The sequence below is a fragment of the Streptomyces sp. NPDC048436 genome, assembly GCF_043200355.1.
Lineage (GTDB): Bacteria > Actinomycetota > Actinomycetes > Streptomycetales > Streptomycetaceae > Streptomyces.
This window is the reverse complement of the sequence record NZ_JBICXP010000005.1, coordinates 17633-30432: the sequence shown is the minus strand read 5'-3', so window position 1 is coordinate 30432 and position 12800 is coordinate 17633. Positions and strand designations below refer to the sequence as shown.

The window sequence follows — 12800 nt, the reverse complement described above, 5'->3', positions numbered from 1 at the left end:
CCCCGGGCCCGCCGCACGCGATGGGGGCGCCGCCCAGGCAACTGGACGGCGCCCCCATCTACGTACCGCTACGCGCTACGCGCCCAGAAGCTTGCGGACCCGCTCAGCGCCTACGGCGAGCAACAGCGTGGGCAGCCGCGGCCCCGTCTCCCGGCTGACCAGGAGGCGGTACAGCAGGGCGAAGAACGTCCGCTGGGACACCTTCAGTTCCGGGGTCGGCTTGGCGTCGGGCTCCAGGCCCGCCATGACCTTCGGGACGCCGTAGACGAGCGTGGTGAGCCCGTCCAGGGACCAGTGCGAGTCCAGGCCCTCCAGCAGCAGCCGCAGCGACTCCCGCCCCTGCTCGTCGAGGGAGCCGAGCAGCTCCGCGTCCGGCTCCGCGCGCACGACCGTGCGGGCCTCGGCCGGGACCTGGGTGGTGATCCAGTTCTCGGCGCGGTCGAGCCGCGGCCTCGCCTCGTCCAGGGAGGCGATCGGGTCGGAGGGGTCCAGGTCCCGCAGGATGCGGAGGGTCTGGTCCTCGGCGCCCGCCGTGATGTCCGCGACGGACGCGAGCGTCCGGTAGGGAAGGGGCCGCGGGGTCGAAGGCAGCTCACCCGCGGCCGTCCGCACCGCACGCGAGTGCGCGGCGGCGTCGGCGGGCAGCACGGATCCGTCCGCGACCTTCGCGTCCAGCTTGTCCCACTCGTCGTAGAGCCGCTGGATCTCCTGGTCGAAGGCGATCTTGAAGGACTGGTTGGGCCTGCGACGCGCGTACAGCCAGCGAAGGAGCGGCGCCTCCATGATCTTCAGCGCGTCGGCCGGAGTCGGCACGCCACCCTTGGAGGACGACATCTTGGCCATCCCGGAGATCCCCACGAACGCGTACATGGGGCCGATCGGCTGCACGCCGTCGAAGATCTCGCGGACGATCTGACCGCCGACCACGAAGGACGACCCGGGAGACGAGTGGTCCACGCCGCTCGGCTCGAAGATGACGCCCTCGTAGGCCCAGCGCATGGGCCAGTCGACCTTCCAGACCAGCTTGCCGCGGTTGAACTCGCTGAGCAGGACCGTCTCGGTGTGCCCGCAGTCCGCGCAGACGTACGAAAGCTCGGTGCTCTCGTCGTCGTACGACGTGACCGTGGTGAGGTCCTTCTCGCACGCGCCGCAGTACGGCTTGTACGGGAAGTACCCGCTCCCACCACCGCTGCCGTCGTCCTCGCTCGCGGCGCCTGACCCCTCGGCGGCCTCAAGCTCGGCCTCGTCGACCGGCTTCTGCGACTGCTTCTTCCCGGGGGCCTTCTTGGTGCGGTACTGGTCGAGGATCCCGTCGATGTCACGACGGTGCTTCATCGCGTGCAGGACCTGCTCGCGGTAGACGCCCGAGGTGTACTGCTCGGTCTGGCTGATCCCGTCGTACTCGACACCCAGCTCGTCGAGCGCCTCGGTCATGGCCGCCTTGAAGTGCTCGGCCCAGTTCGCGTACGCGGAACCGGCCGGGGCGGGCACGGAGGTGAGCGGCTTGCCGATGTGCTGGGCCCAGGACTCGTCGATGCCGGGGACACCGGCCGGGACCTTGCGGTACCGGTCGTAGTCGTCCCAGGAGATGAGGTGGCGGACCTCGTGCCCGCGCCGCCGGATCTCGTCCGCGACCAGATGCGGGGTCATGACCTCGCGGAGGTTGCCCAGGTGGATCGGTCCCGAGGGCGAGAGCCCGGAGGCGACGACGACGGGTTTGCCCGGGGCACGACGCTCCGACTCGGCGATGACCTCGTCCGCGTAGCGGGAGACCCAGTCGGTGGTATCGGTGCTCTGAGCCACGATCGGCACGCCTTTCCTCTTCAACTCTTCTTCTACGTGAGTACCGCTTGACGGGGTCATTCTCCCAGGTCCCCCCGCAACCGCGAAAACCGCTTTTCACCCCGTGGGATACTCGAATTTCTAGACCCCCAGCAACCAGGCACCCGAGCAGAACGGCACCCATTCATGGCCTCGGTCACGTCCCTCACCGCTTCCGTCCACCAGCGCCTCGCGGACGCCCTCTCGGCTGCCCTGCCGGAGGCCGGCTCCGCCGACCCGCTGCTGCGACGAAGCGACCGGGCCGACTACCAGGCCAACGGGATCCTGGCGCTCGCCAAGAAGCTCAAGGGCAATCCGCGTGAGCTGGCCACGCAGGTGGTGTCCGGGATCACCGCGCCGGACCTGATCAAGGACATCGAGGTCTCCGGGCCCGGCTTCCTGAACATCACGGTCACCGACAAGGCGATCACCGAGAACCTCGCCGCGCGGTCCGCCGACGGCGAGCGGCTCGGCGTTCCGTACGCGGCGGACGCGGGCACGACGGTGATCGACTACGCCCAGCCGAACGTGGCCAAGGAAATGCACGTCGGCCACCTGCGGAACTCGGTGATCGGCGACTCGGTCGTCCAGATCCTGGAGTTCACCGGCGAGAAGGTCGTCCGCCGTCACCACATCGGCGACTGGGGCACCCAGTTCGGCATGCTCGTCCAGTATCTGATCGAGCACCCGGACGAGCTGGGCCACAAGGCCGCCGAGGGTGACGAGGCGGGCGAAGAGGCGATGTCCAGCCTCAACCGCGTCTACAAGGCCTCGCGCACGCTCTTCGACTCCGACGAGGAGTTCAAGACGCGGGCCCGGCGCCGGGTGGTCGACCTCCAGGCGGGCGATCCGGAGACCCTCGCGATCTGGCAGCGGTTCGTGGACGAGTCGAAGGTGTACTTCTACTCGGTCTTCGACAAGCTGGACGTCGAGATCCACGACGAGGACATCGTCGGCGAGTCCGGCTACAACGACATGCTGGCCGACACCTGCCGCATGCTGGAGGAGTCGGGCGTCGCGGTCCGGTCGAACGGCGCGCTGTGCGTGTTCTTCGACGACGTGAAGGGCCCGGACGGCAACCCGTCCCCCCTGATCGTCCAGAAGTCCGACGGCGGCTTCGGGTACGCGGCCACCGACCTCTCCGCGATCCGCGACCGCGTCTTCAACCTGAAGGCGGACACCCTTTTGTACGTGGTGGACGCGCGGCAGTCCCTGCACTTCAAGATGGTCTTCGAGACGGCACGCAGGGCGGGCTGGCTGACGGAGAACGTCAAGGCGGTGCAGCTGGGCTTCGGCACGGTCCTGGGCAAGGACGGCAAGCCGTTCAAGACGCGCGAGGGCGAGACGGTCCGGCTGATCGACCTCCTGGACGAGGCGATCGACCGGGCGTCGGCCATCGTGCGCGAGAAGGCGCAGGACCTCTCGGATGAGGAGATCGCCGAGCGGGGCACGCAGGTGGGTATCGGCGCGGTGAAGTACGCCGACCTGTCGACGTCGGCGACGCGCGACTACAAGTTCGACCTGGACCAAATGGTGTCCCTGAACGGCGACACCAGCGTGTACCTCCAGTACGCGTACGCCCGTATCCAGTCGATCCTGCGCAAGGCCGAAGGCGTGTCGCCCAAGGCGCACCCGGAGCTCGAACTGGCGGACGCGGAGCGGGCGTTGGGCCTGCACCTGGACCAGTTCGCGGAGACGGTGGCGGAGGTCGCGGCGGAGTACGCGCCGCACAAGCTGGCGGCGTACCTCTACCAACTGGCGTCGCTGTACACGACGTTCTACGACAAGTGCCCGGTCATCAAGCCGAAGCCGCCGCAGGACGTAGCGGAGAACCGCCTGTTCCTGTGCGACATCACGGCACGGACCCTGCACCAGGGAATGGCACTGCTGGGGATCAGGACGCCTGAGCGGCTTTGAGCCCCGCCGGGGGCGGGGCTGTGACACATGCGGCCCCGCCGCGCGGGCACGACCAGCCACATACGGGCCCCGTCAGGAGCGCGGGGCTGTGACACATGCGGCTCCGCCGCGCGGGCACGACCAGCCACATGCGGGCCCCGTCAGGAGCGCGGGGCTGTGACACATGCGGCTCCGCCGCGCGGGCACGACCAGCCACATGCGGGCCCCGTCAGGGGCGCGGGGAACTGCGCGACCAGCCACATACGGCCCGCAGTTACCCGCGCAGCGCAGCCCCCAGCCTCCGCAGCCCCTCCGCGATCTCGGCAGGCGTCTGGGTAACAAAGCACATCCGCAGAGTCGTGGGGTCCGGCTGCCCCGCGTAGAACGGCGCCCCGGGAACGTAAGCCACGTCATGCTTCACGACCCCCGGGAGCAACGCGGCGGTGTCGTACCCAGCGGGCAGCTTCGCCCAGACGAACATGCCGCCCTCGGGCCGTAGCCAGGTGGACCCCTCGGGAAGCGCGGACCCGAGCCCCGCGAGCATCGCGTCCCGGTGCACCCGGTACTCCCCGGCGACGTGGGCCACATGCGCGTCGAGATCGTTGTCCGCCAAGTACCGCGCCGCGGCAAGCTGGTTGACGGTAGGCGTATGCAGGTCCGCGGCCTGCTTGGCGACGACGCACGCCCGCAGCAGCGCCGCGGGCCCCCGCAGCCAGCCGAGGCGCAGGCCGGGCGCCATGACCTTGGAGAAGCTGCCGAGCAGCACGGTGCGGTCCTCGGCTCCCGGGTACGAGGCGATCCAGGGCACGCGCTCGCCCTCGAAGCGCAGCTCCCCGTACGGGTCGTCCTCGACGATCCACAGTCCGCGCCGCGCGGCGACCTCCGCGATCGCGGCGCGCCGCTCGCCCGGCATGGTGCGGCCGGTGGGGTTCTGGAAGGTGGGGACGGTGTAGAGCAGCTTGGGCCGGTGGCGGGCGACGAGGTCGTCCAGGGCGTCCGGGATGATCCCGGCCTCGTCGCAGGGCACGGGGATGACGTGCGCGCCCGCGAAGCCGAAGGCCTGAAGTGCCGCCAGATAGCAGGGGCTTTCGACGAGGATGGCCTCGCCGGGCTCTATGAGGGCGGTGGCGATCAGCGAGAGGGCCTGCTGGGACCCGGTGGTGATGACGAGGTCGTCGGCGTCGGTCGCGAGCCCCCGCACGGAGAAGCGTGCGGCGACAGCGGCCCGCAGGGCGGGCTCGCCCTCGGTCGTGGCGTACTGGAGCGCGCGCTCGGGCTGTTCGGTGAGCACGGCCTGGAAGGCGGCGGCGATGCCCGCCTTGTCGAAGAGGCTGGGCGCGGGGAGCCCGCCCGCGAAGTTGATGACCTCGGGCCGAGCGGTGACGGCGAGGATGTCCCGTACCGGCGAGCCACCCACCGATGCGGCACGCGCGGCGAGCGGCGGCGTGGGGACTGCGGCGGGTGCGGGCTCGGTGACGGTCACGGCGACGGCTCCTTCGGCTCGGACAGCGTTGACCGCACCCTAGGCACGAAGGTGCCCTCTACATGTGTCATTCCGGGATGCGGACGCAGGCCTTGGCCGCCCGGCCGCCCTGCCCCCCCCGCCGCTACCCCGCCGAGTCCGGCACATCGTCGTTGTCGCGATTCGTCTTCGTCCACTTCTTGCTGTCGAGCGAGAACCCGTAGACGGGGCGGCTCTTGTCGCCGCTGGTGGCGAACGGCTTGCCCGTGTCGTCGATGCGTACGGTGCCGTGCCGGGCGCCGCTCGACCACTCCAGCTCCAAGTACCAGCGTACGTAACGGGTGTTGGCGGTGGCGTTGACGAAGAACGCCTCGGGGTCGCTCGCGCTCACCGTGTAGGGGAAGCCGCTGCCCCCGTCCATCGGGGCAGGGCGGGGCACCGATGCGTCCAGGTTGACGGCGAAGGAGTGCTGGGGCACGTTGCCTCCGCAGCCGACGCCGAGGTAGCCCATCTTGTAGTTGGTCCACGCGAGCGGCGCGGCGGCCTGGGCGACGCGGACGTTCAGGGACTCCAGGACGACGGTGTCCTTGCCCGTGCCCTGCACGGTCAGCTTCACGGTCTGGTCCCGGGCGGCGACCGCGCCGTTCGCGGACACCCAGCCGGGGGCGTCCTGCTCGTTGGGGGGCGGGGAGAGATCGCCGGGGCCCTTGTCGACGAGGTAGGGGTGCCCGCAAGGGTCCTGCCAGTACTGGGCCTGGGTGGAGACGGTCACCGGAACACCCCCCTCACCACCGCCCCCGCCGCCGGACGCCTTGTCAGCGCCCCCGACTCCCCGGCCCTTGCCCGCCCCCTCCGACTTCTCGGCCTCGGCCGTCTCCTTGCCCGGCTTGCCCTTCGCGGACTCCTTGCCCTTCTCCTTCCCGGAGGGCGAGGCGGACCCGGCACCGTCCGAGCTCGGCTCCCGCTCCCCGCCTTCGGGGCTCGGGGAGTTGACGGAGGCGTGACGGTCGCGATCACCGCCGCCGGACGCGGCCTGTACGGCGACGGCGGTGGCGCCGAGCGCGAGCACGACACCGGCGGCGACAAGCACGCGCGACCTGGGCAGCCGCCTCCCCTGGCGCTTTCCCGCCGCCGTGGGGGCGGGGCCGATAACGATGCCGGGCGCGTCGTCGGCGGCGCCGGACACATCGCCCGCGTCACCCACATCGGCACCCGGCGCCACATCAGGCGAGGCCACCCCCCGAAGAGACGACTGAGACGACTGCGACGGCTGAGACGGCTGAGGCGGTTCCTTGCGCTCACCACCTCTCGACGCGTCGGCCAGGATCCACTGCCGGTGGAGCCCGACCATCTCCTCCCGCGAGGCCCCGCACACCCGGGCGAACCGCTCCAACGGAGCGAACTCCGTAGGTACGGCGGACCCGTTCACGTACCGGTGCAGCGTCGACGTCGATACATGCAACCGCTTGGCCAGCGCCCCGTAACTGAGCCCCGACCTCTCCTTCAGCCCCCGCAGCAACTCCGCGAGATCGCCCGCCCCCACGCTCTCTCCCATTCCATCCATCCGTTCCATGGAACGGCGTTGTCGCAGATCGCAGCCGCAGGAATGTCCCAGCGTCCCCAACTGCCGTCCCGCACTGGCCGCCGGGACAGAACCCCGCACAAGCTCTGGGCCATACAAGCACGCCGCATCGGGGATCCCCTCGGCGCGGCTCACGTCGCTCCCGTCACACCGAAAGAGACCAGCCATGCGATTCACCACCAAAGCCACCGCCGCCGCAGCAGCCTTCACCGCCGCCCTCTCGCTCACCGTGCTCGGCGGCGCCGCGTCCGCCGCGACGCCGGCCGCCAAGTCGGCGCCGGTCACCTGCACTTCCGCCACCACCAAGGTCACCGTGGAGCAGGTCTCCCGCCCCATCAACCACCTCCTCCTGAAGGCCAAGAACACGGGCACGAAGACGTGTTACGCGTACGGCGCCCCGCTCCTCCGCTTCGACGAGGGCCAGGCGGCCACGGGTTGGCTGGAGGCCAGCAAGCCCCAGGCGGTCGTCACCCTCAAGCCCGGCCAGACGGCGTACGCGGCCATCGGCACGTCCTCCCCCGAGGGCACGGAGGGCTCCCAGGCCCACAAGATGGACGTCCACTTCTCCAACCGCGCGATGAACGGCAGCGTCGGCGCCCCGGCGTCGGCGAAGCTGCCGCAGGAGGGGGTGTACGTGGACAGCTCGGCGTTCGTCACGTACTGGCAGACGTCGGCATCGGACGCCCTGACGTGGTGACCGGCGGCTCCGCGCCCAGCTCCCACTGACACCACACGACCTTGCCCGGATCGCGCTCTCCGACGCCCCAAGCGTCGGAGAGCGCAGCCACGAGCAGAAGCCCCCGCCCCGACTCCCCGTCGGGACACACGACTCTGGGACACCCGTCACCGCTGTCGTGCACCTCGACGCGGAGTACGGCTTCGCCTTCGGCGCCGTACCGGAGGAAGAGCTGGAACCCGCGTCCGGGCGGGACTCCGTGGAGGAGGGCATTGGTGGCGAGTTCGGTGACGCAGAGTGCGATGTCATCTGCGCGGTCACCCTTGATCCCCCAGTCCGCGAGGGCAGCGCGGGTGAACTCGCGGGCGCCGGTGACGGATTGGCGCCGGCGGCGGTAGAAGTGCTCGCGGGTTTCTTGATTCACGGGGCGATGGTGACGGTGCGTGGTGATGATGGAACAGTACGTGCACACGTGCAGGGAATCTGTACGGGTCCGCACGGGTGAGTTGATCTCCGCACCAGGGGAGTTGAGCGCCATGCCACCCAGGAACCGCCGCAGGAAGAACGCCTCCGCGATGAGAATGCTGGGCGCGCAGGTCGCCGCGCTGCGCCGGGCGGCGGGCCTGACCCAGCGCGAGCTCGCGGAGCGGCTGGTCGTGGACGAGGAGACCATCGCGTCGATCGAGCAGGGGAGACGGCTACTGAAGGAGGACTTCGCTGCGGAGCTGGACGTACTCCTGGACGCCAAGGGGGTGTTGGCGATCGCGGTGGAGAACATGCCGGAGGTGGATCTGTTTCCGAGGTGGGCTGAGGAGTACATGGATCTGGAGCGGGAGGCGATTGCGTTGTCTTGGTACGACAACCAGGTGCTGCCGGGTGTGCTGCAGACGGAGCCGTACGCCTACGCGGTGTTCCACAGCAAGGTTCCGGCCCTCGCCGAGGACGAAATCGCACTACGCGTCGCCGCCCGCATGGAGCGGCAAGAGATCCTGCACCGCAAAGTCCCGCCGACAGCCAGCTTCGTCATCTCCGAAGTGACCTTGATGGACCGCCTCGGCGGTGACGAGGTGCACTACGCGCAGCTACGCCGCTTGCGCGAGTGGGCGACTCTGCCGGGAGTCGCCCTTCAAGTCATGCCAGTTGGACGCGACACCCACGCGGGGCTCGACGGCCCCTTCACTCTGCTGGAAACCCCCGATCACCAGCGCATCGCCTACATCGAGGCCCAGCGCGGAAGCCAGCTGATCGCCGATCCTGACGAGGTATCTCTGCTGGATCGCAAATATGCGATGCTGCGGACACAGGCCCTCAACCCTTATGAGACCAAGGGCCTGTTGGACCGTTCGCTAGGAGAGCAATGAGCACCGCATTGCAGTGGTTCAAGTCCAGCTACAGCGGCAGCGAAGGCGGACAGTGCCTCGAAGTCGCCTACGACTGGCGGAAGTCCAGCTACAGCAGCGACCAAGGCGGCCAGTGCGTGGAAATCGCTCCGCACCCCGCCGCCATCCACATCCGTGACTCCAAGAACCCCGCAGGCCCGACCCTCACCGTCACGCCGAAGGCCTGGACCTCGTTCCTGGACGGCAGCACAGAGGCCGACGCCGGGCTGTAGTCGCCTAGTTATTAGCGTGGTTGCTGTGGGTGGGTGGCTGATGGAGCCTCCATCCCGTGTGGGTATGCGCGGCTCCGGTGGGGGCTGGCTTTCGTGGGCTGATGTCCGGACTGGGCCCCAGATTTAGCAATCCCTCTCAAACGCAACCGACAATCCGTTCCGACCCCGCCCCCAACAACGCACCCCCACGTGCGGCAAAAAGCGCAGCAACAAGACGGGGCAGGTGGCGTGTGTTGCGCGTTATGGGGCGGAATGCAGAAAAGTTCCACGCTATCCCTGGTCGGCTAGGGGACGGCTGGAACTTTTCTGCGAATGGGTGTCTTTTGGGCGTCTACGGAGACCACGGCGTGCCCCGGCAGCCCCCGTCCCGGCCCGCCGCTCTTGCTGTTGCTGCGTCTTTTGGCGGCCATTCTTGGGTGAGTCGTTGTTGCTGCCCTTGGGGTGCCCTGGCCCGTTGTCCTTTGTGTCTGATCCAGGTGTGCAAATCCGTGGCCCCGTTCGGACATCAGCAGACGAAAGCCAGCCCCCACCGGACTCGCGCGTGCCCACACGGGATGGAGGCTCCATCAGACACCCACCCACAGCAACCACGCTATTCAATACCACTCACTGACCAGCAGGTAAGTACGCACCAAATAGTCGGTACTTGCCCCAACCGCAGGGCCCCCCAAGGATCAAGGCGTACCCAAAAGCCGCCCCCGAAGGAGCCCCAATGCCCACCCCCGTAACCGTCCTAGGCCTAGGCCTCATGGGCACCGCCCTCGCCTCCGCGCTTCTCAAGGCGGGGCACCCCGCCACCGTGTGGAACCGCACCGCCGCCAAGACCGGGCCCCTCGTGGCGCGGGGCGCGGCCCCGGCCGGCACCGTGCGGGATGCCATTACCGCCAGTCCCCTGGTGATCGTGTGCCTCACCACCAACGACGGCGTACGTTCCCTGCTCGCGCCGGAGGCCGAAGCCCTCGCCGGCCGCACCCTCGTGAACCTCACGAACGGGACCCCGGCCCAGGCGCGGGAGTTGGCCGACTGGGCGGCGGCTCGCGGCATCACGTACATCGACGGCGGCATCATGGCCATCCCCCAGATGATCGCGACCCCTGCCGCGTACATCCTCTACAGCGGCGCGAACGAGACCGCGTTCGAGACCCACCGGCCCACGCTGGAAGCGCTCGCCGCCAGTAAGTGGGTCGGCAAGGACCCTGGCGCTGCCGCCCTGTATGACCTGTCGCTGCTCACGGGCATGTACGGCATGGTGATGGGCGTGGTCCAGGCGTACGCGCTGATCGGCAGCGCGGGTGTACCGGCCCGTGAGTTCGCGCCGCTGCTCCGGGAGTGGGTCGGCGCCATGACGGACGGCCTGGTGCCGGGCATGGCCGAGGCGCTGGATTCCGGGCAGCACCTCACGGACGTCTCGTCCCTGGGCATCAACCAGGCCGCTCTGCCCAACTTCCTTACGGCGTACGCCCAGGCGGGGATCAGCGACGAGCTCTTCCGGCCGCTCCAGGGCCTCCTGGACCGCTCGGTCGCCGCCGGTCACGCGGCGGACGGGCTCTCGCGCCTGACGACCCTGCTCAAGAAGGAGCAGGGTCAGGGTTAGGGGGTCAGTACGACCTTTCCCGTGGTCTCCCGGCGCTCCATGGCCGCATGCGCCCTCGCCGCCTGCGCCAGCGGGAACGCCTGCACGGCAGGCGTCAACTCCCCCTTGGCAGCCGCCTCCAGAGCCCAGCGTTCACGGTCTGGGCCTCTCTCCGGGTGCTCTATCAGCTCCAGCAAGGCGTTGGTGACGGTGATGCCCCGCTCCTCGACGGCCGCCGCGTCCGGCTGGAAGCCCTCCTGCGAGGACCAGCCGATGACCACGTAACGGCCGCCCTCTGCGATGAGATCGAACGCGGCAGCGGACTTCTCGCCGCCCACCCCGTCTAGCACCACACTCACCTGCCGCCCGTCGAGCCGCTCACGCACGACGTCGGTCCAGCCGGGCTTGTTGTAGTCCACGGCGAGATCGGCGCCGAGCTCCCAGACGGCCTCGACCTTGTCCCCGCCCGCAGCCCCGATCACCACCGCCCCGACGGACACCGCGTACTGCACCACCAGCCGCCCGACACCACCGGCGGCAGACGTCACCAAGACCACGTCATCAGCGGAGAGTTGAGCCACGTCCAGCAGCCCCATGGTCGTCGCGCCGGTCATCACCATGGCCACGGCGGTCTCGTACCCGAGTCCGTCCGGCACCTCGTGCAGCTGCGCGAGCTCGGCCACCGTCAGCTCGGCGTATCCGCCGGGTGTGCTGCGCGGCGTCACGACGGCCCGCCCAAGCCACGCGGAGTCCACGCCAGGCCCCACCGCGTCGACAACACCGGCGACCTCCCCGCCGAACACGGAAGGCAGCTCGGGCAGCGGGGGCGCCATGTCGCTCGCCTGACCCTGGCGCATGACGGTCTCGACGAAGTGAACTCCCGCCGCCCGTACGGCGATACGCACCTGGCCCGGCCCCACGACGGGGTCGGGCAAGGTCTCGTACGTCAGGTTCTCGGCGGGTCCGAACTCATGCAGAACAACGGCGCGCATACGTCCTCCTCAGAACGCGACAGAACGTCTATGCGCATCACCCTGCAACCTCAAGCAAACTTGAGGTCAAGCGGAGCCGCCGTCCCTCAGAGCTGCCGCGCCACCTCGGTCGCCCAGTACGTGAGGATCATGTTCGCGCCCGCCCGCTTGATGCCGGTGAGCGATTCCATGATCGCGCGGTCCCGGTCGATCCAGCCTCGCTCGGCGGCGGCCTCGATCATCGCGTACTCACCGGAGATCTGGTACGCGGCGACCGGCACGTCCACGGCGGCGGCGACCTTCGCCAGGATGTCGAGGTAGGGGCCGGCGGGCTTCACCATCACCATGTCGGCGCCCTCCTCCAGGTCAAGGGCCAGTTCCCGCAGCGACTCGCGGGCGTTGGCCGGGTCCTGCTGGTAGGTCTTGCGGTCGCCCTTGAGCGACGATCCGACCGCCTCGCGGAAGGGGCCGTAGAAGGCGGAGGAGTACTTGGCGGTGTAGGCGAGGATCGAGACGTCCTCGTGCCCGATCTGGTCCAACGCGTCGCGGATGACGCCGACCTGACCGTCCATCATGCCGCTCGGGGCCACCACGTGGGCGCCCGCGTCGGCCTGGACCTGCGCCATCTCGGCGTACCGCTCAAGGGTGGCGTCGTTGTCGACGCGCCCTTCGGCGTCCAGGACACCGCAGTGCCCGTGGTCGGTGAACTCGTCGATGCACACGTCGGACATGACGATGAGGTCGTCGCCGACCTCGGCGCGCACATCGCGCAGCGCGACCTGGAGGATCCCGTCCGGGTCGGTGCCGACGGTGCCCGCGGCGTCCTTCTTCTGCTCCTCCGGAACCCCGTAGAGCATGATCCCGGAGACTCCGGCCTCCAGCGCCTCGACGGCGGCCTTCTTCAGGCTGTCGCGGGTGTGCTGGACGACGCCGGGCATGGCGCCGATCTCCGCGGGCGTGCTGATGCCCTCGCGTACGAACGCGGGCAGGATCAGATCGGCCGGGTGGAGGCGCGTCTCGGCGACCATGCGCCGCATCGCGGAGGTCGTCCGCAGCCGGCGGGGCCGAGCCCCGGGGAAGGATCCGTACGTGGTCACTGTTCTCACTCACCTCACGAAACGATTCTGGCCCCGACTGAAGGATCTCAGCCGGGGCCAGGGGAAATATCCAGCCCGTCCGGCGCTTGAGGACGAACTCGGCGTAGCCG

The 12800-nt window shown here is 69.4% G+C and carries 11 protein-coding genes; 5 read left to right on the top strand and 6 right to left on the bottom strand.

The annotated features are described in order from the left end of the window. Positions 1–75: 75 nt before the first annotated feature. Positions 76–1812 (bottom strand): lysine--tRNA ligase, encoded by a 1737-nt coding sequence (gene lysS / locus ACGFX9_RS18585; RefSeq protein ID WP_393472630.1) that lies wholly within the window; start codon positions 1810–1812, stop codon positions 76–78. A 156-nt stretch (positions 1813–1968) separates the two neighbouring features. Between lysS and argS the strand changes: the two genes are divergently transcribed. Beyond that, positions 1969–3738 carry an arginine--tRNA ligase gene (gene argS / locus ACGFX9_RS18580; protein WP_393472627.1) on the top strand — a complete coding sequence of 590 codons (1770 nt, stop codon included), beginning with the start codon at positions 1969–1971 and terminating at the stop codon, positions 3736–3738. Positions 3739–3991: 253 nt separating this feature from the next. Here argS and ACGFX9_RS18575 read toward each other — a convergent pair whose 3' ends face one another. Together ACGFX9_RS18575 and ACGFX9_RS18570 are read right to left on the bottom strand one after the other, a co-directional pair. Then, entirely contained in the window at positions 3992–5200 is a 1209-nt protein-coding gene (locus tag ACGFX9_RS18575) for a PLP-dependent aminotransferase family protein (protein WP_393472624.1), read from the bottom strand. A gap of 124 nt (positions 5201–5324) precedes the next feature. Next, positions 5325–6743: a helix-turn-helix domain-containing protein gene (locus ACGFX9_RS18570; RefSeq protein ID WP_393472620.1), complete on the bottom strand. Its 1419-nt coding sequence runs from the start codon at positions 6741–6743 to the stop codon at positions 5325–5327. 184 nt (positions 6744–6927) lie between these two features. Between ACGFX9_RS18570 and ACGFX9_RS18565 the strand changes: the two genes are divergently transcribed. Next, the gene (locus tag ACGFX9_RS18565) at positions 6928–7458 is read left to right on the top strand and encodes a DUF4232 domain-containing protein (protein ID WP_393472617.1); all 531 of its coding nucleotides are present in this window, start codon (positions 6928–6930) and stop codon (positions 7456–7458) included. Here ACGFX9_RS18565 and ACGFX9_RS18560 read toward each other — a convergent pair. Then, positions 7415–7861 (bottom strand): ATP-binding protein, encoded by a 447-nt coding sequence (locus ACGFX9_RS18560; protein ID WP_393472614.1) that lies wholly within the window; start codon positions 7859–7861, stop codon positions 7415–7417. The two genes, ACGFX9_RS18565 and ACGFX9_RS18560, sit on opposite strands and share 44 nt — an antisense overlap. A gap of 112 nt (positions 7862–7973) precedes the next feature. Between ACGFX9_RS18560 and ACGFX9_RS18555 the strand changes: the two genes are divergently transcribed. The 3 genes from ACGFX9_RS18555 to ACGFX9_RS18545 all read left to right on the top strand — a co-directional run bounded on the left by ACGFX9_RS18555 (position 7974) and on the right by ACGFX9_RS18545 (position 10643). Further along, complete coding sequence (locus tag ACGFX9_RS18555) at positions 7974–8798, top strand: Scr1 family TA system antitoxin-like transcriptional regulator (protein WP_393473931.1); 825 nt, start codon at positions 7974–7976, stop codon at positions 8796–8798. Further along, positions 8795–9049, top strand: coding sequence for a DUF397 domain-containing protein (locus ACGFX9_RS18550; RefSeq protein ID WP_393472611.1), 255 nt, complete (start codon positions 8795–8797; stop codon positions 9047–9049). Before ACGFX9_RS18555 ends, ACGFX9_RS18550 begins: the two co-directional genes overlap by 4 nt. Positions 9050–9761: 712 nt before the next feature. Continuing rightward, positions 9762–10643 carry an NAD(P)-dependent oxidoreductase gene (locus ACGFX9_RS18545; RefSeq protein ID WP_393472607.1) on the top strand — a complete coding sequence of 294 codons (882 nt, stop codon included), beginning with the start codon at positions 9762–9764 and terminating at the stop codon, positions 10641–10643. Here ACGFX9_RS18545 and ACGFX9_RS18540 read toward each other — a convergent pair. Continuing rightward, on the bottom strand, positions 10640–11614 hold the full coding sequence (locus ACGFX9_RS18540) for a zinc-binding dehydrogenase (protein WP_393472604.1): 975 nt from the start codon (positions 11612–11614) through the stop codon (positions 10640–10642). The two genes, ACGFX9_RS18545 and ACGFX9_RS18540, sit on opposite strands and share 4 nt — an antisense overlap. Positions 11615–11700: 86 nt before the next feature. Then, entirely contained in the window at positions 11701–12690 is a 990-nt protein-coding gene (gene hemB, locus ACGFX9_RS18535; protein ID WP_393472601.1) for a porphobilinogen synthase, read from the bottom strand. Between the last annotated feature and the right edge of the window lie 110 nt (positions 12691–12800).